The organism is Leifsonia sp. A12D58 (assembly GCF_047530025.1).
Lineage (GTDB): Bacteria > Actinomycetota > Actinomycetes > Actinomycetales > Microbacteriaceae > Cryobacterium.
Genome location: NZ_JBLJAT010000001.1, coordinates 923,383 through 948,448, shown reverse-complemented (window position 1 = coordinate 948,448; position 25,066 = coordinate 923,383). Strand labels below are relative to the sequence as shown.

Annotated in this window: 26 protein-coding genes and 1 tRNA gene; 9 read left to right on the top strand and 18 right to left on the bottom strand. The window is 61.6% G+C overall.

Translation table 11 applies throughout. The features are described from left to right. Positions 1-786: 786 nt before the first annotated feature. Positions 787-1,683: an oxidoreductase gene (locus ACMT3I_RS04630; RefSeq protein ID WP_414803258.1), complete on the bottom strand. Its 897-nt coding sequence runs from the start codon at positions 1,681-1,683 to the stop codon at positions 787-789. A 62-nt stretch (positions 1,684-1,745) separates the two neighbouring features. Here ACMT3I_RS04630 and ACMT3I_RS04625 point away from each other — a divergent pair, with 62 nt between their 5' ends. Both ACMT3I_RS04625 and ACMT3I_RS04620 read left to right on the top strand, forming a co-directional pair. Next, positions 1,746-2,354, top strand: coding sequence for a TetR/AcrR family transcriptional regulator (locus ACMT3I_RS04625; protein WP_414803257.1), 609 nt, complete (start codon positions 1,746-1,748; stop codon positions 2,352-2,354). After that, positions 2,351-3,268, top strand: coding sequence for an NADP-dependent oxidoreductase (locus ACMT3I_RS04620; RefSeq protein WP_414803256.1), 918 nt, complete (start codon positions 2,351-2,353; stop codon positions 3,266-3,268). Before ACMT3I_RS04625 ends, ACMT3I_RS04620 begins: the two co-directional genes overlap by 4 nt. Before the next feature lie 226 nt (positions 3,269-3,494). Here the strand turns inward: ACMT3I_RS04620 and ACMT3I_RS04615 are convergent, their stop codons facing one another. Next, positions 3,495-4,106, bottom strand: coding sequence for a TetR/AcrR family transcriptional regulator (locus ACMT3I_RS04615; protein WP_414803255.1), 612 nt, complete (start codon positions 4,104-4,106; stop codon positions 3,495-3,497). Between the two features lie 70 nt (positions 4,107-4,176). On the opposite strand from ACMT3I_RS04615, the gene ACMT3I_RS04610 reads away from it, so the two are divergent. From ACMT3I_RS04610 to ACMT3I_RS04600, 3 genes are all read left to right on the top strand, one after another. Next, on the top strand, positions 4,177-5,148 hold the full coding sequence (locus tag ACMT3I_RS04610; protein ID WP_414803254.1) for a zinc-dependent alcohol dehydrogenase family protein: 972 nt from the start codon (positions 4,177-4,179) through the stop codon (positions 5,146-5,148). A gap of 883 nt (positions 5,149-6,031) precedes the next feature. Next, positions 6,032-6,427 (top strand): hypothetical protein, encoded by a 396-nt coding sequence (locus ACMT3I_RS04605; protein WP_414803253.1) that lies wholly within the window; start codon positions 6,032-6,034, stop codon positions 6,425-6,427. Positions 6,428-6,745: 318 nt separating this feature from the next. Then, positions 6,746-7,366: a DUF4232 domain-containing protein gene (locus tag ACMT3I_RS04600; RefSeq protein WP_414803252.1), complete on the top strand. Its 621-nt coding sequence runs from the start codon at positions 6,746-6,748 to the stop codon at positions 7,364-7,366. Between the two features lie 387 nt (positions 7,367-7,753). Here the strand turns inward: ACMT3I_RS04600 and ACMT3I_RS04595 are convergent, their stop codons facing one another. After that, on the bottom strand, positions 7,754-8,692 hold the full coding sequence (locus ACMT3I_RS04595; protein ID WP_414803251.1) for a DMT family transporter: 939 nt from the start codon (positions 8,690-8,692) through the stop codon (positions 7,754-7,756). 72 nt (positions 8,693-8,764) lie between these two features. Here ACMT3I_RS04595 and ACMT3I_RS04590 point away from each other — a divergent pair, with 72 nt between their 5' ends. After that, positions 8,765-9,682, top strand: a complete 918-nt coding sequence (locus tag ACMT3I_RS04590; protein WP_414803250.1) for a LysR family transcriptional regulator — start codon at positions 8,765-8,767, stop codon at positions 9,680-9,682. A gap of 89 nt (positions 9,683-9,771) precedes the next feature. Continuing rightward, positions 9,772-10,293, top strand: coding sequence for a hypothetical protein (locus ACMT3I_RS04585; protein ID WP_414803249.1), 522 nt, complete (start codon positions 9,772-9,774; stop codon positions 10,291-10,293). 167 nt (positions 10,294-10,460) lie between these two features. Here the strand turns inward: ACMT3I_RS04585 and ACMT3I_RS04580 are convergent, their stop codons facing one another. From ACMT3I_RS04580 to rplU, 14 genes are all read right to left on the bottom strand, one after another. Continuing rightward, positions 10,461-11,018 carry a hypothetical protein gene (locus ACMT3I_RS04580; RefSeq protein ID WP_414803248.1) on the bottom strand — a complete coding sequence of 186 codons (558 nt, stop codon included), beginning with the start codon at positions 11,016-11,018 and terminating at the stop codon, positions 10,461-10,463. Positions 11,019-11,081: 63 nt separating this feature from the next. Beyond that, on the bottom strand, positions 11,082-12,128 hold the full coding sequence (locus ACMT3I_RS04575) for an LLM class flavin-dependent oxidoreductase (RefSeq protein WP_414803247.1): 1,047 nt from the start codon (positions 12,126-12,128) through the stop codon (positions 11,082-11,084). 134 nt (positions 12,129-12,262) lie between these two features. Further along, positions 12,263-12,670, bottom strand: coding sequence for a YchJ family protein (locus ACMT3I_RS04570; RefSeq protein WP_414803246.1), 408 nt, complete (start codon positions 12,668-12,670; stop codon positions 12,263-12,265). A gap of 6 nt (positions 12,671-12,676) precedes the next feature. Next, positions 12,677-13,447 carry a TIGR00645 family protein gene (locus ACMT3I_RS04565; protein WP_414803245.1) on the bottom strand — a complete coding sequence of 257 codons (771 nt, stop codon included), beginning with the start codon at positions 13,445-13,447 and terminating at the stop codon, positions 12,677-12,679. 484 nt (positions 13,448-13,931) lie between these two features. Next, positions 13,932-14,008 (bottom strand) — tRNA-Ala (locus ACMT3I_RS04560). 71 nt (positions 14,009-14,079) lie between these two features. Next, entirely contained in the window at positions 14,080-14,457 is a 378-nt protein-coding gene (rsfS, locus tag ACMT3I_RS04555; protein ID WP_414803244.1) for a ribosome silencing factor, read from the bottom strand. A 58-nt stretch (positions 14,458-14,515) separates the two neighbouring features. Beyond that, positions 14,516-15,388, bottom strand: coding sequence for a hypothetical protein (locus ACMT3I_RS04550; RefSeq protein ID WP_414803243.1), 873 nt, complete (start codon positions 15,386-15,388; stop codon positions 14,516-14,518). Next, on the bottom strand, positions 15,385-15,984 hold the full coding sequence (nadD, locus tag ACMT3I_RS04545; RefSeq protein WP_414803242.1) for a nicotinate-nucleotide adenylyltransferase: 600 nt from the start codon (positions 15,982-15,984) through the stop codon (positions 15,385-15,387). The genes ACMT3I_RS04550 and nadD overlap by 4 nt, the downstream gene beginning before the upstream one ends. Positions 15,985-15,998: 14 nt before the next feature. After that, positions 15,999-16,205, bottom strand: coding sequence for a hypothetical protein (locus ACMT3I_RS04540; RefSeq protein ID WP_414803241.1), 207 nt, complete (start codon positions 16,203-16,205; stop codon positions 15,999-16,001). Positions 16,206-16,265: 60 nt separating this feature from the next. Further along, positions 16,266-17,534: a glutamate-5-semialdehyde dehydrogenase gene (locus ACMT3I_RS04535; RefSeq protein WP_414803240.1), complete on the bottom strand. Its 1,269-nt coding sequence runs from the start codon at positions 17,532-17,534 to the stop codon at positions 16,266-16,268. Positions 17,535-17,543: 9 nt separating this feature from the next. Then, positions 17,544-18,341: a glutamate 5-kinase gene (gene proB, locus ACMT3I_RS04530; protein WP_414803239.1), complete on the bottom strand. Its 798-nt coding sequence runs from the start codon at positions 18,339-18,341 to the stop codon at positions 17,544-17,546. Then, positions 18,338-20,053, bottom strand: coding sequence for a GTPase ObgE (gene obgE, locus ACMT3I_RS04525; RefSeq protein WP_414803238.1), 1,716 nt, complete (start codon positions 20,051-20,053; stop codon positions 18,338-18,340). The genes proB and obgE overlap by 4 nt, the downstream gene beginning before the upstream one ends. 77 nt (positions 20,054-20,130) lie before the next feature. Further along, positions 20,131-20,388 (bottom strand): 50S ribosomal protein L27, encoded by a 258-nt coding sequence (gene rpmA / locus ACMT3I_RS04520; RefSeq protein ID WP_092323831.1) that lies wholly within the window; start codon positions 20,386-20,388, stop codon positions 20,131-20,133. A 19-nt stretch (positions 20,389-20,407) separates the two neighbouring features. Beyond that, positions 20,408-20,716, bottom strand: a complete 309-nt coding sequence (gene rplU, locus ACMT3I_RS04515; protein WP_414803237.1) for a 50S ribosomal protein L21 — start codon at positions 20,714-20,716, stop codon at positions 20,408-20,410. Positions 20,717-20,937: 221 nt separating this feature from the next. Here rplU and ACMT3I_RS04510 point away from each other — a divergent pair, with 221 nt between their 5' ends. Next, positions 20,938-21,225 (top strand): DUF4031 domain-containing protein, encoded by a 288-nt coding sequence (locus ACMT3I_RS04510; RefSeq protein ID WP_414803236.1) that lies wholly within the window; start codon positions 20,938-20,940, stop codon positions 21,223-21,225. Positions 21,226-21,329: 104 nt separating this feature from the next. On the opposite strand, the gene ACMT3I_RS04505 is transcribed toward ACMT3I_RS04510, so the two are convergent. Continuing rightward, positions 21,330-24,011 carry an Rne/Rng family ribonuclease gene (locus ACMT3I_RS04505; RefSeq protein WP_414803235.1) on the bottom strand — a complete coding sequence of 894 codons (2,682 nt, stop codon included), beginning with the start codon at positions 24,009-24,011 and terminating at the stop codon, positions 21,330-21,332. A gap of 277 nt (positions 24,012-24,288) precedes the next feature. On the opposite strand from ACMT3I_RS04505, the gene ACMT3I_RS04500 reads away from it, so the two are divergent. Next, positions 24,289-24,888: a vitamin K epoxide reductase family protein gene (locus ACMT3I_RS04500; protein ID WP_414803234.1), complete on the top strand. Its 600-nt coding sequence runs from the start codon at positions 24,289-24,291 to the stop codon at positions 24,886-24,888. The last annotated feature ends 178 nt before the right edge of the window (positions 24,889-25,066 follow it).

Below are 25,066 nucleotides of genomic sequence, written 5' to 3'. Positions count from 1 at the left end.
GCTTGTCCTGCCGCCAGTGTCGCGGTCAGGACCGCCGCGACAACAGCGGCTGCAATGACATGCGCAACAACGACCTCTACGCGATTATTCACAGGGACGAGTTCATGGACGCTGCGGTCGTCGCATAGGCACCCCGTAGCGCCACCATCCCTCGCACATCAGCAGCTGAATGTGGCTCGACCTGCGGGCAACTCGGTCTCGAGCAGCAGGCCAGGACGACCACAGCAATCGAAGTGATCAGCTCCCCAGCTCGCGCCCGCCTTTGTATTGATTTGACCATCTCTCCCCCTGGTGAGCTCAATCGAGCAATTGAACGCAAGCCGTTACTCATCCCGAACTCAAAGCGTGCGACGCTAATGCAAGCTCTAGTGTCTCGTAACCTGAGTACCTCATATCCGTTGGGGGCTTCAAGGGTTCGAAGACGCCAAAGCCGCCGCCAGGCAAAGTTCATGAGGTGGAGCACATCGCGGCGGGCCAAGACGATGCCATAGGACGTTCATTCGCAGTTGTCTCATAACCTCAGTGTGTCGAAACACATGGGATACGAGACGCTGACCACCCACGCCGAGCCAACGCGGATAACCAGGTCGATGCGCCAATTAGCGATCACAGAAGGCCGCCACAAAGCACTAACAGTCACACTACAAAGTGCCCTGAACTGGCCCGCACAGATCCGGGACGCCCTCGCCGTCTCGAACAAGCTCGCCCGCTTGTAGCGGATACGAACGAATTCGCTACAGCTTCGCGCCCGTGATTCCCAGCGGGCTCTTGACCGGTCGCGATGGTTTAGGCGGCGGTCTTCGAAGCGAGCGGGAAGGTGGTGCGGGTGAGTTCTTCGGAAACAGTCCAGAGTCGTTGTGCGAGCTGGGGGGTGCTTGCTGTCGCTGAGCGGTCGACCAGGGTGGCGGGTCCGCGGACTCCGAATCGGCTGGGGCCGGCGAAGGAGTCGCCGGGGATATCGCTGGTGGTGGCGAGGAGGGTGGGGAGTGCGCCTCCTTCTGGCCCGTGTGCCATCAGTGGAGTGGCGAGGGCGCTCAAGCGGTCAAGGACTCGGTTCCCGCTGGTGATGGTGAATCCTGTCGATGCCCAGCCGGGATGGGCGGCGTTGGAGCGCACGAGTGAGACGGCACTCGTGAGGCGTCGTTGCAGTTCGGCTGTGAACAGCAGGTTCGCTAGCTTCGATTGTCCGTAGGCGCCGAATGGACTGTAGGGGCGGCGTTCCCACTGTAAGTCGTCAAAATCAATTGACGCGGAGCTGTACGCGGCGGAGCTGACGGTCACGACCCGGGCGGTGACGCGATCGATCAGCAGGTTCGTGAGGGCGAAGTGGCCGAGGTGGTTCACGCCGAACTGGCTTTCGAAACCGTCCCTGGTGATCTGCCGGGTGCTGCTCATGGCCCCGGCGTTGTTGATCAGGTAGTCGATCGATCCGTCGATGCCATCGGCGAACGCGCGCACCGATGACAGCGAGGACAGGTCAAGGCGACGAGCTTCTGCACCGGACCCGATATTCTCCGCAGCGGCCCGGCCTTTGTCGAGGTCGCGGCTCGCGAGGATCACCCGGGCACCCTTTGCGGAGAGAGCTGCCGCCGCCGCGTAGCCGATGCCGCTATTGCCACCCGTGATCACCGCCGTACGTCCGGTCTGGTCTGGAATGAGGGAGGCAGAAGTAAGTCGAGTCATACTCCGACCGTAGGCAGTGCCAACAGTGTTGTCAACGGCAACCAGATGGGTAGGCTGTCCTCATGGCGGAAAATATCTCTTATCGGCGGAGCAATCTCCGGGAGGCTCTTCTAGATCGAGCCATGACTGTTCTTGGTCATCGTGGCGCGGAAACGTTGTCGATTCGCGAGCTGGCGCGGGATCTCGGTGTGTCCCATACAGCGCCGGCTCGGCATTTTGCCGACCGCCAACACCTTCTTCAGGCCCTGGCTGTTGAAGGCTTCGAACAGCTCGGCGAGGAAATTACCCGGGCGATCGCTTCGACACCCGAGCTGCAAGGCCAAGCGCGCCTTGTGGCGGGGGCTTACGTCGCCTTCGCCGTCGAGAAGGCGAACCTTGTCGATGTCATGTTCCGGCACGAGAGAGCAAATGGTGATGGGGTCATCGGCGCGAGCGCAGCCAGGACGTTCAAGCCGCTCTTGCAGCTCTTTCACGACGGAGAACACGACGGGGTCGTGCCTGTGGGTGAGGCCGAGATGACGGCGACTGTGTTCTTGGCGGCGCTTCAAGGGATCGCCGCGTTGGTGAACTGCGGCGTAGTATCGCCGGAGACCGTGCCACAACTCGTGGACAACGCCGTGCCCCGGTTCATCGCTTCACCGGGAAACAATTCCCGGGATGTGCGCTCGTGAGCCGCGTCGTGATTTATGAGCGATTTGGTGGACCCGATCGGCTTCTCCTGCGACACATCGCCGAACCGCACCCGGGGCCGGGCGAGGCGCGTGTGCGTGTCACAGCGATCGGGCTGAACCCTATGGACTGGATGATTTCCTCCACGCCCGCTCTCGCGGCCGCGTTCGGTGTCGCTGTCCCCTCGGGGTTCGCACACGACTTCGCCGGCGTGATCGATGAGGTCACGGATACCTCCCTCGGCTACGCCGTAGGCGACCGGGTCTTTGGGAGCGTCTCCAGCAGAGCCGCCGCGGACCACCTCATTGTCGACCGATCCGACACCGTGTACCGCACTCCGGACGGTATCCCCGACGATGTCGCGAGCACCCTGACCGTTGCCGGACTGACGGCATCGGCGGCGCTCTCCGCCATCGGCGTCAGCTCCTCAGACACAATTCTGATCGGTGGCGCTGCAGGCGGCGTCGGAGTGTTCGCCGTACAACTCGCAAAGCTCGGCGGCGCCACCGTCATCGGCACAGCAGCATCAACAACCGCACGATTCCTTCGGGAACTTGGGGCCGAACCGATCGGCTACGGCCCGGACCTCGCCAACAGGATCGCGGCAATGGCCGGCGCGCACGTCACCGCCGCGACCGACCTCTTCGGAACTGAAACCGTCCACGCCGCCCTCAGGCTCGGAGTCCCAAGCAGCCGGATCTCCGCAATTGCCGCCGGAACAGCCCTGCCTACCGGGGTCTCAGCAACCGGCGCACAAGACGCCGACCCACACGCCATGGACACCATCACCGACGCCGTCCTCGCCGGACAACTACACGTCCCAATCGCCGAAGAATTCCCGCTCGCCCGCATTCAAGATGCCGTCATCGCGCAAGCCGCACGACACACCCACGGGAAAATAGTCGTCACGATATAGCAACCACGACACCGGGCCGCCCCGCCACCACTCGGCAACAAAACCCCGCCAACCGGCGTCTAAAGCCACAGACTAGTCTCGAATCTTGACCTGTCTCGCATCCGTAGGGATACGAGACGCGAATCCACGTGCAACTCGTGCACCTTCGCGGGCATTGATCGGGCGGGCTCAGCGGGCACGCAGCGACAACGGAACCGGCGCAACCGCTTGGGACATACTGGGTGCGCTAGCCGACCGGCAAATGGGTCGTGTCACACGCACCCAAATCCGGCGCATGGAATGCGTCAATGGCAAGCGCGGCGAAGCGGCTCGCGGCGATGTCGCGACCAGCGGGAGAAACCGAGGTGAGTCCTCGTCCCGCCAGAAGAACAAGTACCAAGTCCTGAATGACGAAGTCATCTCGCAGGGAGCCGGCGGTCTGAGCGCGTCGAGCTAGTTCAGCAAGCATGTGCAGTAGCTCGCGGCGATGGGACGAGAAAGCGTCTGCTGACGGGTCGGTCGATATGAATGCATCAACGAATCCCCGATTGCGGACGTTGAGAGCCGTCAGGAGGTGCACGACGGACACGAATCCCTGCCACGGGTCAGCGTTGGCGCAGCCATCGGCGACAATCTGACGGCAGGATCGCAGCTCGACAGCGAAAGCTTCGTCAATGAGATGCTGCTTCGTTGGGAAGCGGCGGTACAGAGTTGCTGGTCCGACCTGGGCGCGGCGTGCGATCTCGCGCATGCCTACATCGAGGCCCTGCTCGGCAAACAGCACCCGTGCAGCCGCCAATATCCGGTCGCGATTGTCCTGCGCGTCGACGCGTAGCAACTGAGACGTCTGTGCCTTCATGATTACCATTTCCCATCAGCGGACGGGTGCGTCCACTAATCTTCTGACCGTACCTCATAGGAAGAACCACATGGAGAAGATGATGCGCGCAGTAGTGATCCAGGAGTTCGGAGATCCCAGTGGAATGGCCATAATCGAGGTTCCCGTGCCGACCCCGGAGGCAAACCATGCACTGATCCGAGTAGAGGCGATCGGCGTCGGCGGCGTCGATGCAGTCATACGCCGCGGAACCCTGGGGGCCTCATTTCCGATCGGAATGGTCCCCGGCAGCGAGGTCAGCGGCACGGTGGTCGCTGTCGGCGAGAACGTCGACCCGTCGTGGATCGGACGTCGCGTGTGGGCATTCACCGGGACGGACGGCGGTTACGCCGAACTCGCGGTCGCCCTCGCAAGCGAACTGGTACCACTCCCGGCCGCATTGACATCGATCGAGGCAGTGACGCTCGGTAGCGCAGCGACCGTGGCGCATTTCGCTCTTGCCCACGCGCACTTCTCGGCGGGCGAATCGGTGCTGGTGCGCGGTGCAGCGGGCAGCATCGGCATCGCGACAGTGGAACTCGCTCGTCGTGGCGGTGCGAAGGTCGTTGCCGTCACCACCTCGTCGGTCGACCGCGGTCGTAAGTTGAGAAAGCTCGGGGCTACCGAAGTTCTCGATCGCGCAGGCAAGGGTGATTCGATAATCTCAGAGTCGTTCGACGTCATCATCGACGTCGTAGGTGGAGCAGACGTGCCGGCGTTTATGGACCGGCTCGCCCCGAATGGTCGGATGATCCTCGTCGGAGCCGTAGCTGGATTTCCGCCCGCCGACTTCGGCACGCGCCTCACGCAAGCATTTCAACAGTCGCGTTCATTTGCCACATTCAGCCTCGCATCGATACCCACAGAGCAGAGAGACGCCGCTCGCATCGACATGTTTGAGGCTGCCACGCGCGGCGAATTGCACCCCGCCATCCACGCAGTTATGCCACTCGATCAAGCTCCCGAAGCGCACCGTCAGATGGACCTAGGTGTCGTGTTCGGCCGGATCGTGCTCACTCCCTAGCCTGAGGGGCACCCGACGGATGTGTCTCGCAATCGACCCGTCTCATATCCCATGGGATCCAAGACTCTGAACTGACGTAATCCGAAGCAGCCAGGATTGCAAACCCGCTACCACCCGAACGTCCCCAGACTGCTGCATCGATGTGGTTTCATCGGACGATGAGTCGCAGCCTTGTGATCGGAACGATGGGCGTCCTTCTTGCGCTCGCGCTGGTGTGTGGACTTCCCATCTTGGGTGCCGCCTACGAAACCCGCAGCCCGGACTATCAATGCGCTATGTCTCAGCATCTGCCCGCCGGCGCGGACCTCGAGCGGGGCGCGGCCGGGGAATTCATGGTCTGGCCAGTTGGATTAGAGTGCCGGTATTTCGATGCGTCTGGGGCGTCACTCACGGAATCGCCTGGATGGTTCCTGACGGCGCTCACTGCTGCAAGCTTCGCCGCGCTACTTGCCGCTGTGGCCATACCTGCCGTTGCAGGAGCGCGCAGACTGAGCGCGACCAAGACTGTCTGAAGCTGGCGAATTAGATCCTGGCGCTGGACCTGTCGGCTACTGACGGGAGAGAAGCTCACCAGGGCGGGATGTCTCATAACCGATGTGTGTCACAAACCATAGGTTACGGATCACTCGTGGCGCCTACCAGAGGTGGCTCGTGAGACGCCTCATATCCCTAGGGTTTCGAGACACAACTGGCGGCCGGCCGGCCGTGCACCGCAAAGCGAGGAGCGGCGATCGTCGCTTCACGGAAAAATCCGACACATCTGCTGCGTATGCTCAGAGCCCGCTGCGCCAAGGTATGCGTGTGTCCCCGAAACTCTCGTCCGAGCCGAGAGCTAGCCGTTCGTGCGAGCGGACGCGCATCATCCCAAAGGTAGTGTTCAGCTATGGACTCCGCTCTCTTAGAACCGATGGTCGTGATTCTTGCGACGATCGTTTCTCCACTTGTCGTGGGCCTCCTTGCCGTGCTCTTCGACCGGAAAGAGCCAAGACCGGGCATCTGGGCGGAATACATTCTTGGGGTTGTTTTGATCGGAATTTTGCTGTTGGCCAGCCCAAACGCATGGTTGGGTTTGCTCTCGGAGCACGAACGAGAAAACCGAGTGATTCTATCCAACGCAAATCTGATTTTCGGACCGTGGCTCGGCGCAGTTTTGACCATCACGGTTGGCATTATCGGTGGTTCAATCGGAGCCAGCCGGCATCGCCAGCGGCGACGAGAAATAGCCGCAACTAACCTGTCGAAGACGCTGCAAGCACAGAATGCCGCCACAAAGAGCTAACAGCCACAGGCTTTAACGGCACGAGCTGGCTGTACCCGAGACGTACGCGCTGCGTTGTAAGGGCTCGAATGTGCGCGTTCGGTGATGCCGCATCTCTTGTGTCACCTGAAATGGGTGCGTTTCGGAGGCGAAGCCGGTTACAGCGCGCTGGGAGGATAGGGACGCGGAGCGAGTTTCGCTCTCGATCGTTGCAGCTACAGGCGGGGCAGCTGGTGATCTGCACTGCGAGGGACCATTTCCTCAGATCCGGACGCTGTCAACGAGACAGTTGTCATAGACCGCCTCAGTTCTGTCCGTTTCGTTCAAAGGATTCGTCGCATGCTGAAGACCCGAAATGGCCGCGCCGCCCTCGCCGCGCTGTTCACACTCCCCGTTCTTGCGCTGCTTGGCTGCGCCGCCGCGGCTGCCGAAACTCCGGCATCATCGCCGGCCAGCGCGCTGACGTCGACTGCGACTCCGACTGCGACTCCGACTGCGACCCCGCAGAATGAGGCAGCGGATCCTGTTTGGCCCAACGATCGGTGTCAGGACGAGCAACTCGCCGCCGAGCTCGTGGACCGACCCGACCTTTCGGAGGCAGATCGGGACGGGTTCGTGATCGTGCTCACAAACGTGTCGGAGCAATCCTGCTCGTACTACGGGTGGCCCGGGGTGCTGTTGCTCGGCGCCGACGGCACCCTACTCACCAGCAGGGACGACAAGATGATGGGCATCGCCGACCCCGAGCCCGGGGCTCTCGCCCCGGGCGAGTCGGCCGAGGTACAAGCGCTCCTCACGGAAGTGGGCACGTACGACTGCACACCGACGACCGCGACAACAGTCCGGGTGCTCGTCACATCGGACGGTGCTGGGCCGGGCATCGACGCACCAGCCGATCTGCAGGTCTGCGCCGATGCTCGGAGCGATTTCTCGGCAGGACCAAGCACTCCTGCATCATAACTCCGCCCGATGCCATGCTGCGATCGGCAGGCTATCGCCGTGTCGCGGCGGCCCACATTACAGCCCAATAGCTCAGCGACCCGTCTGAACAGGGCACCATCAAGGCCTACTAGGCCGCCGGCTCCGTGGCCGCAGAAATTACCACAGACTTTGTCTGGGTTCGCAGCACCGCTGAATGTGGAGGCCCAGCCATCCGGACCTGACTTGCATCCGCAGGGTTCCAAGACAGCTTTTATGTGTCCGTTTGATGACCCATGCCCGGGAATTTTCTCGGACGGACCATACGGGATTGACGGCCCAAACGATTGTCTCGGTGGCGAAACGGTCTGCATGCGTCTCTGCGGACGTCCGGCTTGCGGAAACGGAGCCCAGAAAAAGACCCAAATTTCATGCAGGTACAGCTGTCGGCCCTTGGCGGTCGGGTGGGTGGACCGCGAGGCGGTGGCCTTGCTCGACGGAGCGACCCCACGCTGTTCCGGCGAGGATGAGGGCGATACCGCAATATCCGACAAGTCCCACGCTGTCGTGGGCGATCGCGATTCCGATGATTGCGGCCCAGATGGGCTCGGTCCCGAGGAGGAGGCTGACTCTCGATGGTGATGTGCGCCTGACCGCCCAGGTTTGCACAAAGAAGGCGAAGACCGTGCAAGCGAGAACAAGGTACAGGAAGAGCATTCCGCGTCCAGGGTCGAGCTGCGTGAGGAAGTGCGGGATTGAGTCGCCGTAAAACAGTGATGTCGCCGAGAAGAGTGCCGCGCATGTGGCTAGTTGCACCGTCGTGAGATGAAGCGAGTCCATCGGCTTTTCGGTAGTGAGCTTATGCATCGACGTGACGTGGACTGCGCGAACGATTGCGGCAATAAGGACAAGCAAGTCGCCGAGAGTCGGCGGGCGGAGTGCGCCGTTACCGGCGAGAAGTACGACCCCCATGACGGCAATCATGGCGGCGAGGAAGAACCTGCCGGGCAGCCGCCGACCGGATGCGATGGATTCAAGAATTGGGGTGAACACGATCGTCAGGCTGATGATAAGTCCGGCATTCGTGGCCGAGGTGTGGGATATCCCGAAGGTTTCGAAGGTAAACACGGCGGCCAGCAATAGTCCGAGGGTCGCACCCACGCGCAGTTCCGGAGCGGTGACACGGTTGCGCCGAGCGGCCACGATTGCCGCCATGATGGCCGCGGCGAGCAGCATGCGTAGCGCCAGGAGTGCCACCACAGAACTCGGAGAGACAAGTTCTTTGGCCGCGAGGTACGTCGATCCCCACGAGGCGGCAACGAGGAGCAGGAGCAGGTCGACGCGGAATCGGGTCAGAAAAGTAGTCACTCCTCCATGGTTCGGCTCAACCTTGCACAAGACAAGACAGGACTTTCGTGACGAATGGTTTAGTTTGAACTTATGGAACTGGGCCAGCTTCGCGCTTTGAGAGAGTTGAGTGATCGGGGCAGCATTGCCGCCGTCGCGGCGGCTCTGCACGTAACACCGTCGTCGGTCTCACAGCAGATCAGCGCATTGCAACGTCACTCGTCCGCCCCATTGACGTTCAAGGACGGACGACGAACGGCACTCACCGATGCGGGGCGGGCGCTGGCGGTGGCGGCGATCGACGTCGAAGTGGCGCTCGAACGCGCCGGACAGGCAGTGGCAGGTTTTCAGGGCGACCGGTCGGGCCCTGTTTCAGTGGCGGCTTTCCACAGTGCGGGCTTGGCGGTGTTCGGTCCGCTTATCACCGCGTTGAACAGCCCGGATCAGCCGCGCGTCAGTCTGAGCGATTTCGACGTGGCACAAGAGCGTTTCCCCCCCCTCACCTCGGGCCACGACCTCGTCCTCGCGCACCGGCTGGTCGGCAGCCCGTCATGGCCGGCGTCAGTGCGCGTGGAACCGCTCCTGTTTGAGCCCCTGGACATCGTCGTCCGACGCGACCACCCGCTGGCAGCGAAAGCCTCGATCGAACCAGCGGATCTCCGCGACGAGGCATGGGTTGCCGTGCACGAGGGTTTCCCACTCGAGCAAGCTCTCACAGTGATTGCGGGCATCGGCGGCAGCGAGGCGCGCATCATGCATCGCATCAACGAGTTCCTCGTCGCTGCCGCTGTTGTCGCCGCTAGTGGGTGCATCGCGCTGATGCCCCGGTACACGAACAACCTCCACGACCATCCCGAACTGGTCCTCCGCCAACTTGCCCATCCCGGGCTCGGCCGATACATCGACTGCCTCGCCCGACCAGAAACACTCGAGCGCGCCAACGTGAAACTGGTGCTGTCACAGATCAGATCCATTGCGAAAGGCCTGACAGGGCGTCCGCCTATCCGCTAGCCGAATGCGCTGCCTATTCAGGCGTCCCGCTGCTTCCTCGCTTGCCTCGAATCGCCGGTTGATGCGGCGTGGGCATCTAGGGTGGTCGTATGGGGCGGATACGGGCATTTCGATGGGTTGGCGCGGTCGGAATTCCGGTCACGATGTTGTCGGGCGGATGCGCGTTTGCGTCCAGTCCTGTTTCGTCGCAACAGGCGCCCGCCTCAAGCTCTCCGATTGCATCCGCAACCGCCGAAACACCTGAGCTAAGCGAGTTCGACCAGCAACTGCCTCTCAGCGGGGAGTTCGTATCGCAGGCAGTAGAAACCACCGGCACCGTCGATATCCAGCGCCGGAAGGACGGTTCAGTTTGGATCGTGCTCAAGAACTTCCAGACCGGAGACGCAACGGACCTCCGTCTGTACCTGAAGCAGGACACACTGGTGCAGGATGCAGATGGCCACTGGGACTCCTCCGAGGACGGATATGAGATTTCCGCGATTGATCCAGGAGCATCGACCCAAGAGATTGAGGTCCCCGGCGCGTGGGATATGCCGGCGATGTACACACTCACGGTCAGGGACTACTTGCCGCCCGATTACCCGGCGCGTGGCTCTGCCGCCCTCGACTGAAACCAACCTGTCCGAAGCGGCGCCGGATCTGATACCGCGTGAAGCCATGCGGTTTTCCGTATCGTCAATCACGTGGCCGTGGGCGAGACAGCAAAAATCTCGAAGTGGCGCGCAATAACAACAAGGGCGGACAGCTTGCGCTGTCCGCCCTTGTGGGATCACTCTGGTTAGAAGAAGCCCTCTGGTGTTCCTGCAGCCTTGGTGACCTCGTCTGTCCCAATGCCAGCTGACGACATCTTGACCATTGCCACGCGGAGCCCTGCTTCGAGTTGAGCCGCCCAGACCTCGCTCTCACGACTGGCGATATCTGCGGCTTCAGCCCTGGCAATCGCGCGCTCCTTCTCGGCGCGCTCGCTCCGCACCTGCTGGATACTGAGCGTTATCCCGTAGTAAGCGGCGACAAGCACCGCAATGGGCGTCGCGATGACCGCAAGCGCATTGATGCTTGCCGGGGTGACGTCCACGAACAACATGACGATGAATGCGGTCGCAAGCGCGATCATCCCGACGACGACAACGAGCGCGCCCTTGGGTGGCGTCCATTCCCTCGCGTTGAACAGCGGACGCTTGTTTTCGGTTCGATCATCGTCCGTGGCCGGATTGTCTCCGGTCGGCGTGGGTTCTCCCCCAGCCGCCTGAGTAGCAATCACCTGGGTCTCGTCGGCTCTGCCGTCAGCGTTCTGGGGCAGCACCCTGGTCTCTGCGGTCGGGAAGAAATCCGTCATTTGTTACTCCATTGCTCGATGCGCTGTTGCCCCATTGTGCGGCCCCCAGACGAGGGGGTCAAGTCAGGCGGAAGCCTCAGCCAACAGCTCGCGCACGCGAGGCGCAACCTCGGTGCCATACAATTCGATGCTCGTCATGAGCTTCTCGTGCGGGAGTGTGCCGTTGCTGTATTTGAGGTCGAATCGGCTCAATCCAAGTGCAGTGGCAACCTTGGCGATCTTGCGTGCGACGGTCTCGGGAGAGCCGACGAATGATGCACCATCGGGGCCTGTTGCGCGGTCGAAGTCGGCCCTGGTCATCGGGCCCCAGCCGCGTTCACGACCGATCCGATCCTGCATCGCCTTCATGTGCGGCCAGGCCTCTTCGCGCGCCTGCTCGTCGGTCACGGCGATGTAGCCCGGCGAGTGCACGCCGATGGGCTGAATCGGCTTTCCGAACTGGGTGAGGGCCCTGTGGTAGAGGTCAGAGAACTGCGCGAAGGCGAGGGGGGATCCGCCGATGATGGCGAGCATGAGCGGGAGTCCGTAGTGCGCCGCTCGAATGACCGACTCTGGGCTGCCGCCGACGCCTACCCAAGTCTTGATTGAGCCGGAGTCTGTCGTCGGGTACACCCTCTGGTTGTTCAGCGCAGCACGGGTCGTGCCCGTCCAGGTGACCGGTTCTTCCTTCAACAATTCGGCGAAGAGCTCAAGCTTCTCTTCGAAGAGCGTCTCGTACTGACCGAGGTCGAGTCCGAACAGCGGGAATGATTCGGTGAACGAGCCGCGGCCGAGTATCACCTCTGCGCGCCCACCCGACACAGCATCGAGCGTGGCAAAGCGCTGGTAGACGCGCACAGGATCGTCTGAACTCAGCACAGTGACCGCGCTTCCCAGCCTGATTCGGGTGGTCTGGCCAGCGATAGCGGCCAGGACCACCTCAGGGGCCGAGACAGCAAAGTCTTCGCGGTGGTGCTCTCCGATACCGATGAAGTCGACACCGACCTGATCGGCAAGCACGGCCTGGGCAACAAGATTGCGCAGCACCTGGGGCTGAGAGAGAATCTCGCCGTTCGCGTCGACTGTCACGTCACCAAAGGTGTCGAGACCCAATTCGATTTCGTGCGCCATTCGTCTACTCCTCGCGTTTTTCCGGCGCAGACGCCGGATACTATTTAGATGCATACGCATCTATTCGCTGAACCGTACCGGCACGAATACTATTCCCCCAGCTGTGACTTGGGGCTGGAGCGGGGCTGTCGAGGTTAGAGTTCGCCCTCGTACACCCAGCGACCGTTTTCGCGGCTAAAGGTGCTGACCTCGTGCTGGTCGCGCGGCTCGCGCGGCTCGCGATCAATGCGGTAGTAGGCACGAAACTCGACAATGCCCACCGTGTCGAGCATTCCGCCCCGCTCGGTCCGCAGGATGTCGAGGCGCGTCCAACGGATGTCAGCATCAAATTCGAGAGACGCCGGCCGGGTGGAGGCCGCCCAGGTGCTCAGGAGATAGGCGTTGTCGTGGCAGGCGAACGCCGTGAAACGCGAACGCATCAATCGCTCAGCGGTCGGAGCGGCTGCAGCACCGCTGTGAAGCGGTCCGCAGCACGCGCCATAGACCTCGCCACTCAGGCAGGGGCAGCGGCCGGCCTGATCAAGCACGAGAGGGCTGGTCATGGGTCTTTAGACGTTCTGACCCGCACGGTCGCCTGCGGTCAGCGCGTGGGCATCACTGTGGTCACGGCCGCAGGTGCAGGAGTGCTCGATGGCTGCAGGCTCGGCATCGGCATCGGCCGCGGCCGACTGGCCAAGACTGACGTGGCCGCCGGAAGCGAGGCCGTTTTCGATCGGGATGTGGCCGTGTTCCATCCGCTGAGACATGGCGTCGATCCAGGCGAGGGCCAGTGCAGACAGGATAAACACGACGTGGATGATGACCTGCCAGAACACGCCCTCTGACGTATATGTCATGTTGGTCGTCTCGTCGACGGCGGTGGTCGCTCCGTTGGCGCCGAGGTCGTTGATGCCAATGAAGGTCTTCAGTAGGTGGATTGAGGAGATACCGATGATGGCCATCGCCAGCTTGACCTTGAGCACATTTGCATTGACATGGGAGAGCCACTCCGGCTGATCAGGGTGGCCGTCGATGTCGATGCGGGAGACGAAGGTCTCGTAGCCTCCGATGATCACCATGATCAGCAGGTTCGCGATCATGACCACGTCGATCAGGCCGAGAACGCCGAGCATGATCACTGACTCGTCGATGTGCGACCAGTCGGTCGCGACCTCTACGGCAAGGTGCCATAGCTCGTTCATGAAGACGATGACATAGATCAGCTGGGCAATGATCAAACCGACGTAGAGCGGTGCCTGCAGCCAACGGCTGAAGAAGATGAGGTATCCGACGCTCTTCAGCCAGGCGGACTGGGGTCGATATTCACGTTGAGGCGGCACGCTATACAAAAAGGCACTCCAGAGTCGAGGGAGTTCAATTTTATTGAATCTGAAGTTCCTCTCAGACCACAGCGAATTCGATGCGACGGATTGTCAGCAGATCTACAGCGGCCATGAGCGGTCGTCGGCCGCTGTGGCCAGCCGCTGACATGGCGCTTCCGGCCCTGATGCCTAGATGCGGCCGCGGACGTCGACCGACGTACTCCGGTAGCGCCGCCACGCAGCGATCAGCCCCTGCTGCGAGCCATCAGGGTGTTCTCGATGCCACGCGCGGGTGAAACGGTTGTATACGAGCTGTGCTGCTCCTGACAGAGAAGAAGCCAGGCACGGTCGCGACGCTGGGTCTTCAGGCATCACGCCAGTGTAGACAGCCAGATTGGTCGAAAAAAGATTCAAGAAAGATTCAAGAAGTTTTTTCGAATCTATTTCGTGGCGCTGTTAAACGAAGAAAAGCCCGGCACACAGTGCCGAGCTTTTCTTCTAATGGTGGATCCAAGGGGATTCGAACCCCTGACCCCCTGCATGCCATGCAGGTGCGCTACCGGGCTGCGCCATGGACCCATTTTGTTTCGAATTCCTCCGAAACAACTTGTTTAGATTACTACACGATCCCTAGAAAAACGAAACCGAGACTAGCTCATGCTTTCGCGGGTCGGCAGCTCGACGGGAACGACAGGGCAGTCCTTCCACAGACGCTCAAGGCCGTAGTACACGCGCTCTTCTTCGTGGAAGACGTGAACGACGAGGTCTCCGAAGTCGAGCAGGATCCAGCGACCCTCAGCGCGGCCTTCGCGACGCAGCGGCTTGGTACCTGACTCGATCAGCTTGTCTTCGATCTCGCCGGCGATTGCAACGACGTTGCGCTCCGAGCGACCGGTGACAATCAGGAAGACGTCAGTGAGCGGCAGCGGCTCTGAAACGTCGATCGCAATGATGTCCTCCCCCGCTTTCGAGTCGGCGGCGGCGACGGCCACCTTGAGAAGCTCGAGAGCGTGGGTAGTTGCAGTCATCGGGTAAACCTCAGTGTCATTGTGCACGACTGGAGCGTGCGGGGTGAAAGGTGGTGCATTAGAAAATCTTGAACAGGTATCCAGCGAAGACCAGTGCAATCACACCGACGGCAAGAACCGCCGCGGTTATCGACAGGATCATCGGGACTGACGCGCTGCTCTTCTTGGGTGGCGTCATGACGCCACGCGTCGATGTGTGGGTACTCACAGCCTTGCTGGCGCTCACGGGAGCGACAGAACTCGTAGAAACGCCCTCATCGAGCTGGTCGAGCATGTGATCGACGTCCGCAGAATCAAAGTGATCAGGATGCTGACCCGTCGATCCGAGACTGCGCGGAAGATCGATCGATCCTGTGATCAGGATCTCACCCGTGCTCGTGAGCGGTCCGGATGCCGTTCCCTGCTGTGGAATCGCGGGAAGTATGAGTGCGTTGGTCGTTGTGGGGATACCACCGGCACCGACACCACGCGACATCAGCTGATCGAACGATCCTGCGGGCCGTTCAACCATTTGCACGTGCTCGTCAACCTCGCGGTCAACAGACCAGTGACCGATCGGCGGATTGAGCTTCGTCCGTGCCTCGTCAGCAGATTCGCCCGCCGTGGCGTCCTGGTCAGCTGACCCGAGTGGATCTACCGGATCGTCGACGCCGTCGTCTTCGGCAGGAATGCCGCTCTGCGCGGCGAGCATGGCACGCAACTCACGACGGCTCAACGTGCGTTCGCGGACGAAGTCTTCTTCGTCGTGCGCGGTCGGTGCGGGGTGGGTGCGCGCTGGCTCGTCAACGGCCTCGACAGATTCAGCGGACTCGACAGATTCAACGATCTCAACGGATTCGGTCGAATCTGCAGCCTGCGCAGGCTCCTGCCCGCGAGCCTGTTCACGTAGCTGCCGCCGCGTGAGTGGCTGCGGGTCGTTACCCAACGTCATGCCACACTCCGATACAAATGATGCTTTGAGATGTACTGGACGACCCCATCAGGGACCAGATACCAGACCGGGAAGCCCCGATTCACCCGTGCCCGGCAGTCTGTCGAAGAGATCGCCAAAGCCGGTACCTCCAACAAGCTTACGTCTTGGTTCGGCAATCCCGAAACAGTCAGCTCATGTCCCGGTCGACTCACAGCCACGAAATGGGCGAGATCCCAGAGCTCCTGGACATCTTTCCAACCCAGAATCTGCGCGATGGCATCCGCTCCGGTGATGAAGAACAGCTCTGCATCCGGTCGTTCAAGATGAATATCGCGAAGCGTGTCGATCGTGTACGTCGGACCCGTGCGGTCGATGTCGACCCGACTCACGGTGAAGCTCGGATTGGATGCCGTTGCAATCACCGTCATCAGGTAGCGGTGTTCAGCCCGCGTCACGTCGTGCTTCTGCCAGGGCTGCCCCGTCGGCACAAAGACGACCTCATCGAGGTCAAAACTCTTCGCAACCTCGCTTGCTGCCACGAGGTGCCCGTGGTGGATCGGATCGAACGTACCGCCCATGACACCGATGCGTGGGCGCCGACCCGCTTCAGTCACCTGAATACCAGCGGTTAGTGGCCGCCGTGGCCGGATGTGTTGCCGTGCGCCTTGGCGTAGGCCGCAGCCTTTTCGCTGTGGCGGTTGGCGACGTCACGGTAAGTCCACAGGGTGACTCCGAGTGCGATGAAGATCACAAGCGCGATCAGGCCGTATGCCCACGTCGGCATCGGGAGCGAAACGTGCTCGGTCTCGGCAAGCAGGGTAGTCACGAATGACATGGGGATTCTCCATTCACACACACGGTCGAGGCTTACGCCACCGAACCATTCTAGTGTTGCCTAGGCGCGCACCTGTCCGGTGCCACGCACAATCCACTTAGTGCTGGTCAATTCGGCCAGTCCCATCGGGCCGCGTGCGTGCAGTTTCTGGGTTGAAATTCCCACTTCAGCACCAAAACCGAATTCGCCGCCGTCGGTAAATCGTGTCGAAGCGTTGACCATCACTGCAGCAGAATCCACCTCGTTCAGGAATCGCTCCGCGTTCGCCAGGTCGTTCGTGATGATCGATTCGGTGTGCTTCGTCGAGTACGTACGGATGTGGTCAATCGCGTCATCGAGGGAGTCGACGACCCGCACGGCCAGGTCGAGTGACATGTACTCGGTGGCCCAATCGTCGTCGGTCGCAGCCACAGCGTCCGGGTAGAGCGCTCGGGCACGATCGTCGGCGTGGATCGTGACCCCGGATGCAGCGAGCCTGGCGAGGACCGCGGGAATCAGGCGCTCCGCTGCTGCCTCGTGCACGAGCAGAGTCTCGAGAGCGTTGCAGACGCTCGGGCGCTGCACCTTGGAGTTGTGCACGATGTCGACAGCCCACTGCGTCGTCGCCGATTCATCGAGGAAGATGTGGACGATGCCGGCACCGGTTTCAATGACGGGAACCTTGGATTCGGACACAACGGTGTTGATCAGGTTGGCACTCCCCCGCGGGATCAGGACATCGACTGCGCCGCGTGCCTGCATCAGCAGCGTTGCGCCCTCTCGCCCGAACTGATCGATCGTCTGCACGCTCTCGGCAGGCAGGTCAACGGAGGCCAGCGCGGCCTGGATCAGGGTGACGAGCACGCGATTGCTGTTTTCGGCGGCGGATCCGCCCCGGAGCACAACAGCGTTCCCGCTCTTGAGTGCCAGCGCCGCGATGTCGACAGTGACGTTCGGTCGCGCCTCATAGATGGCACCGATTACGCCGAATGGCACCCGCACCTGGCTGATCTTGACACCGTTCGGAAGGCTGCTGCCTCGTACGACTTCACCGACGGGATCACCGAGGGCGGCGATGGACGTCACGGCTTCAGCAAGCGACTCTATCCGGGCGGCATCAAGTGTCAGGCGGTCAAGCAGGCCGTCGCCCAGGCCGTTGGCCAGGCCGTTCGCCAGATCGAGCGCATTGGCGTCGATGATGTACGCAACGTTACCCCGCAGCTGCTCAGCGATCGCCAGAAGCGCGCTGTTCTTCTGCTGCGTCGTGGCTGTCACCAGCGACAGTGATGCGACGCGAGCTGCATCGAGAATGGGGGTGAGTACGGTTGCGGAAGACTCAGTCTGCGACATGCCGCAAGTTTACGGGAGTGTCCGGCGATCTGTGGGCTCGAACCATGTGCCGACAGCGTCGCCCCTGAGCGCCTCTGCGACAAGGCTGGTGGCCGTCACGAGAACAGCTGTGCCGGCATCCGCTGCGATACGAGCAGCAGACACCTTCGTGACCGCTCCCCCTGTACCAACACCGTCGGCGCTCGTCGCCCCGAATTCAACGCCGGGAAGCTCATCTCCATGACGAACCGAGTGGATACGCGTCGCCCCTGGAAGGTGCGGCGGCTTGGTGTAGAGCGCGTCGACGTCGCTGAGCAAAACGAGGAGGTCGGCCTTGATGAGTGTGGCGACCATTGCGGCCAGGCGATCGTTGTCGCCGAAGCGGATCTCGTGAGTGGCGACGGTGTCGTTCTCGTTCACGATGGGAAGGATGCGCAGGTCGAGCAGCCGGTCCATTGCACGCTGCGCGTTGCTGCGGTGCGACGGATTCTCCAGGTCGCCCGCGGTGAGGAGTACCTGACCTGCAACGATGCTGTAGCGGTCAAGGCTGTCCTGGTAACGGTAGATCAAGACGTTCTGGCCAACCGAGGCCGCAGCCTGTTGAGTCGCAAGGTCTGTCGGACGCCCATTGAGGTGCAGATACGGCATTCCCGTGGCGATGGCGCCAGAGGAGACCAGAACAATCTGGGCTCCTCTGGCGTGTGACGCGGCAAGCGCATCAACGAGCGGGGCAATCTGGCCGGCGTTTTCGCCGCTGATCGAAGAAGATCCGACTTTGACGACTATGCGCGCTGCGGCCGCGACCTGATCCCGCTCGAGGATGCTCACTCGGCTTCGCCCTCCACGCTCACACTCTTCGATTCGCTGCCATCGACGTCTGCATCGGAAGCGTCAACCGATTCAGCATCTGATTCGACACCGTCTGCAACGACACCATCTGCAACGACATCCGCTGACTGCTCGGAGCCATCGAGTTCGGCGTCGGCCGGAGTCTCATCTGACTGCCCCGCGATATACAGGGCGCCACTGAACTCTTCGCCCTCGCTGTGCCACAGACCAGCTTCGCGCTCACGGATGAGCTCTGCGCGGGCTGCTGCCTTGGCGTCCATGCGACCGAAGTACGTCTCGCGACGCTCGTTGCTTGTGCGCCTGCGTGAATCGTCGAGTCGCGCATCGGTTCCACGAGGAGCGGTGATGAGCTCTGCCGTCGACGTCAGCGTGGGCTCCCAGTCGAAGACGACACCGTTGCCAGGGCCGATGATGACGGTGGAACCAGCAACGGCTCCTGCCTTGAACAATTCGTCTTCGATACCCAGCTTGGCCAGGCGGTCAGCGAGGAATCCGACGGCCTCATCGTTCTTGAAGTCTGTCTGCTGAATCCATCGCTCAGGCTTCGTGCCGAGGATACGGAAGATGTTACCGAACGAGCCACCCTCGACCTTGACGACGAAACCGCCGTCGTCGACAGCCTTCGGACGCAACACGATGCGCGGCTTGACTGCTGCAAGGGCAGCGGCCTCCTGGCGACCCACCTCAACCGTTTCGGCGAGTGCGTAGTTCAGCTGCTTCAAGCCCTCGTGCGTCGCCGTGGAGATCAGGAAGACGCGGTAGCCCATCTCTTCGAGATCGGCACGCACGAATTCGGCAAGCTCACGAGCTTCGGGCACGTCGATCTTGTTCAGGGCGATCAGCTGCGGGCGCTCGAGGAGCGGCTTCTGTCCTTCGGGTACCGGGTAGGCAGCCAGCTCTGTCTTGATGATTTCCAGGTCGCTGAGCGGATCGCGGCCCGGGTCAAGGGTTGCGCAGTCAAGGACGTGCAGCAGGGCGGTGCAGCGTTCGACGTGACGCAGGAACTCGAGCCCGAGACCCTTGCCCTCACTGGCGCCCTCAATGAGGCCAGGAACGTCGGCGACCGTGTAGCGGGCATCGCCCGCCTGCACCACACCGAGGTTCGGCTGAAGAGTGGTGAACGGGTAGTCGGCGATCTTAGGCCGAGCGGCCGAGATCGAGGCGACGAGGCTTGATTTGCCGGCCGACGGGTAACCGACAAGCGCGACATCGGCAACTGTCTTCAGCTCGAGGAAGACATCGCCTTCCCAGCCGAGAGTTCCAAGGAGCGCGAAGCCTGGGGCCTTGCGCTTGAGTGTCGCGAGTGCCGCGTTGCCGAGGCCGCCCTGGCCGCCGGGTGCGACAACGAGCCGGAAACCAGGCTCGGTCATGTCGGCGAGTACGTTTCCTTCGGCGTCCTTGACGACGGTGCCGAGCGGAACGAGAAGTTCTACTTCATCGCTGCTGTAGCCGTTGCGGTGGTCACCCATTCCTGGGCCGCCGTTTGCGGAGCTGCGGTGCGGTGCTCGGTGGAAGCCGAGAAGTGTTGTCACCTGCGGGTCAGCGATGAGCGTGATGTCTCCACCGCTACCACCGTTACCCCCATCGGGGCCGGCAAGAGGCTTGAACTTCTCGCGCTTTACCGAGACACAGCCGTTGCCTCCGTTGCCCGCTCGCAAGTGCAGCGTGACCTGGTCGACGAATGTGGCCATGAATTGCCCCTTTCAGGTGGCGAAAACAAGTAAGGGCGAGCCGAAGCCCGCCCTCACCTTTGAAAAGCTATGGATGCCTACTCGGCAGCCACCACGATGTTGACAACCTTGCGGCCGCCCTTCGCACCGAACTGGACCGAGCCAGCCTCGAGAGCGAACAGTGTGTCGTCGCCGCCACGGCCGACGTTGACGCCGGGGTGGAAGTGAGTGCCGCGCTGACGGACGATGATCTCGCCCGCGCTGACAACCTGACCACCGAAGCGCTTCACGCCGAGGCGCTGTGCGTTTGAGTCACGACCGTTGCGAGTGGAACTCGCACCCTTCTTGTGTGCCATCTGTTCTTCTCCTCAGGCCTTAGGCGATGCCAGTTACCTTGACGCGCGTGAGCTCCTGACGGTGCCCCTGACGCTTCTTGTAACCAGTCTTGTTCTTGAACTTCTGGATAACGATCTTCGGGCCACGGAGGTCGTTAAGAACCTCGGCGGTGACCTTGACCTTAGCCAGCGACTTCGAGTCAGACGTGATGGAGTCGCCGTCGACGAGAAGCACAGCGGCCAGCTCGACGTTGCCGTCCTTGTCAGCCTTGATTCGGTCCATCGTTACGATGGTGCCGACCTCTACCTTCTCCTGCCGGCCACCGGCGCGCACAACTGCGTAAACCACTTTACGTACCTATCTCTGGGGAGCCCCTGGGGCTCCGATTCCTATTATGGAAAGTTACTGGGCTGCACAACCAAATCAGTTCAATGCAACCAGGAAACCTTGGCAAACGCGCGAGATGACACCCAGCGCACACCAACGGTCAACTTTATCTGATCCGGGGGTCCCGGTCAAACTGAGGGCGAATCGTGCTTGCGCACTATCGCCTTCCTTACAATGATGCCATGACAGTGCTCATAGACAGTGCCGACTGGCCCGCTCACGGCACATTCTGGTCACATTTAGTCAGTGACACGTCACTTGAAGAGCTGCATTCGTTCGCCGAGGCCAATAATCTGCCTCGTCGGAGCTTCGATCTTGACCATTATGACGTCCCAGCTGCCCGCCATAAGGCCCTCGTGGCCGCTGGAGCCCTTCCGGTCTCATATCGGGACCTCGTTCGTCGCTTACAGGCAAGCGGGCTCCGAGTGAGCGGCAAGGAACGCGCTGAGCGCGCTCGTCGCGCGCACTGACGCACCGTGACGGGGACAGATCACTCCAAGCTGCGAACCTGCCGTTAAACAACCGACCGCTTCAGCCAGGGGCCGAAGCGGTCGGTTACGACAGCGATTGAGAGTTAGTCGTCTGAACCCTGCTTGGTCACAACAGGGTTGGACCCTGCGGTTGACAAGCCGGAGGTCGAGACTCGACGACTGCGCGAACGGCCCTGTCCCGGCTGCTTGGGCTCAGGCAAGGCTTCAAGAACCGAATCGAGCAGCTGGTCGGTGACCTGCTTGCTTACCGGACGCTTATTGCGTGCAGACGTGGTGACGGGAATGTCGAGGATGGTGGCAGGCACCGGCTCGGTCGCCGACCCCGTGGTCACCTCTGGCTTCGTGACGACTGCTGCAGCTTCAGCCTTCTCAACGCCAGCCTTCTCAACGCCAGCCTTATCAGCGGCTGCCTGTGACCGCTGGGCGCGCCCCGACTCGCCGCGAGGCGACCTGGTGCGCTCCTGGCGACGCGACGGAACCTCTGCCGACTTCTCGGCTGCATCCGTTGTGGCTTCAGCTGTCACGGCATCCGCCTTGGCTGCATCCGTCTTGGCTGCATCCTTCTGCACTGCCTCTGCGCTCGGAAGCGTGATGGCACCGGTGTGCGGGATGGTGCGCGCGGCAATCAGGGCGAGTGCGTGCTTTGCATCCTCGGTGATTCCGTGGGTGCCGACTGCAGACTGCGTGTGACCGTTGGCGCTGGCCTCACTTGCCCCATTGCCTGCGCTGCCATTGGAGTTGGAGTTGGCGTTGGCGTTGGAATTTGAGTTACCCCGGCCGCCACCGTTGTTGTTACCACCGTTGTTGTTGGAGGCCTGGTTATTGCCGTTGCCACCCGACTTGCTGCGGGGACGACGTTCCTGCGGCGGCTGTGCGGTCTGGCGGTGCTTGACGACGGGATCGTGGTGCACGATGATTCCACGGCCTGCACAGGCTTCACAGTTCTCGCTGAACGACTCGAGAAGGCCAAGGCCCAGTTTCTTGCGCGTCATCTGCACCAGACCGAGCGACGTGACCTCGGCAACCTGGTGCTTCGTGCGGTCACGGCTGAGGCACTCAATCAGACGGCGCGACACGAGGTCGCGGTTCGATTCGAGAACCATGTCAATGAAGTCGACGACGATGATGCCGCCGATGTCGCGCAGACGCAGCTGGCGAACGATCTCTTCTGCAGCTTCGAGGTTGTTCTTGGTGACAGTCTCTTCGAGGTTTCCGCCTGAGCCGACGAACTTGCCGGTGTTGACGTCGACAACGGTCATGGCCTCTGTGCGGTCGATGACCAGCGAGCCACCGGACGGCAGCCAGACCTTGCGGTCGAGAGCCTTCTCAATCTGCTCCGAGATACGGAAGTCATCAAAAGCGTCGCCATCGCCCTCGTAGCGCTCAACACGCTCAACGAGATCGGGAGCGACCTGACGAAGGTAGTTCTCGATCGTCTGGCGAGCCTCGTCACCAGAGATGACCATCTTCTGGAAGTCCTCGTTGAAGACGTCCCTGACGATCTTGATGAGCAGGTCGGGTTCGCTGTGCAGCAGCGCAGGCGCCAGAACTGTTTCAACCTGCTTGCTGATGTCTGCCCACTGCGCGGTGAGGCGGTTGACGTCGAGCGTGAGCTGCTCGTCGGTCGCGCCTTCTGCAGCCGTGCGGACAATGACGCCGACGTTTTCGGGAAGAACTTCCTTGAGGATCTTCTTCAGGCGGGCGCGCTCGGTGTCTGGCAGCTTGCGGCTGATTCCATTCATCGAACCGTTCGGCACGTATACGAGGTAGCGGCCCGGCAGAGAAATCTGGCTGGTGAGCCTGGCGCCCTTGTGACCGACGGGGTCCTTCGTGACCTGCACGAGAACCTTGTCGCCCGGCTTGAGCGCGAGCTCGATGCGCCTGGCCTGGCTGGCGTTTCCTGAGTTCTCGGCTGCGGCATCCCAGTCGACTTCACCGGAGTAGAGCACAGCATTGCGACCGCGTCCGATGTCAACGAATGCGGCCTCCATGCTGGGCAGCACATTCTGCACCTTACCGAGGTAGACGTTGCCGATCAGCGACGCATCCTGGTTCTTGGCAACGTAGTGCTCAACGAGCACGCCGTCCTCGAGAACACCGATCTGAATCTTGTTGTGCTTGGCGCGCACGACCATGACGCGGTCGACGGACTCGCGGCGAGCAAGGAACTCAGCCTCGGTGATGACCGGACGACGGCGACCTGCATCGCGGCCGTCGCGACGACGCTGCTTCTTCGCCTCAAGCCTGGTAGAGCCCTTGATGCGCTGCGGCTCAGTGATGAGCTCAGGCTCGCGGGGCGTACGCACCTTGACGACAGTGTTGGCCGGGTCATCAGACCCTGAACGGTTCTCTTCGCCACTGCGGCGGCGCGCACGACGACGAATCGTCGACGGCTCTTCATCGTCATCATCGCGCTGGTCACGCTGGTCACGGTCGTTCTGGCGCGGCGGCAGCGGCAGGATGTCGGGAGCCTGGAAGATCAGCGACGTCGTTGGACGACGCACCGGCTCCTTCACCTCGGCGGGCGCCTCGGTCGCTTCTGCTTCAGCCACGACTGCGTCGGCCTCGATGACATCCGTTACCGGCTTCTGCACTGGAGCCGCCTCTACGGGGGTCACCGTCGCCGGAGCGTCGATGGGGGTCACTGTCTGGGGTTCTGCCTCGACCGGTGTTTCGACCGGCGGTGGTGTCACCGCTGCTTTGCGTGAATTTTTGCGAGTGCCGAAAAGGCCTTTGCGCTTCTTGTTGTCGTTGTCTTCCACCATCTCTGGTGCACTCCTTGACCGGTATAGGCGGCCGCGCCATCCATCCGGTTACTCTCTCGTGTGAGGTAGCGCCTGGGCGTTTCCTCACGAATCCTTCAATGATGCAACCGGCTCTTGGCTCTGGTTGCTAATACCTTTGGTCGTGGGACCAATGAATCTGGGCGATTTCACCCATTAAGCCTTCTGTGGCGTCTTTCTGAGCGCGGCTCAGATGACTTTCTTAATTATCGCATGCATTCGGCAGGAACGTGGTGCAGCCGCGTGTCATAATCCGAAGGTGTCTGAGACAGAACCCCGAACCGCCCCCAAGGGGCTGGCAATTTTCCTCATTATTGCTGGCGCCATCGGTTTCGCCGCAGCGTTCGCGCTCACCATCGACAAGATCCACCTGCTTCAGGATGCCGATGCGCAGCTCTCATGCAACTTCAGCGTGCTGATCGGCTGTGGCACCAACTTGAATTCATGGCAGGGCTCGCTGTTCGGCTTCCCCAACCCACTGATCGGTATTGCGGCGTGGAGCGTCGTCATCACGATCGGCATGGCAATCCTGGCCGGAGCGCGATTCGCCCGTTGGTTCTGGCTGGGACTGAACGTCGGCGTGATCGGTGCGATGGCCTTCGTTATCTGGCTCATCTCACAGAGCATTTACGTGCTCGACATCTTGTGCCCCTGGTGCATGGTGACCTGGGTTGTTGTCATCCCGCTGTTCTTCGCCGTGACCCTATACAACCTGAAGTCCGGCAATATTCCGGCAAAGGAATCTGTCAGGCGGCTGGCAGCCGGCTGGTATTCCTGGATAGTCCTTATCTCCGTGGCCTGCTACATCGTCGTCGCGGTTCTGGCACAAGTGCAGATGGATGTGCTGCACCGCCTCTAGCTCGCTCAGTTCCGCGAGTGATGCCTGCGTTGCCCAGCGATGTGGTGCGCTGCCCCGCGAAGTACGGCGGTGTACGACCACACGACCGAAGCCACGACCACGACAAAACGCGCGGCTGCTGTCACCGAATGATGACAGCAGCCGCGCGTTTCGCGTACGGGCCTCGTGCCCGCTGAGG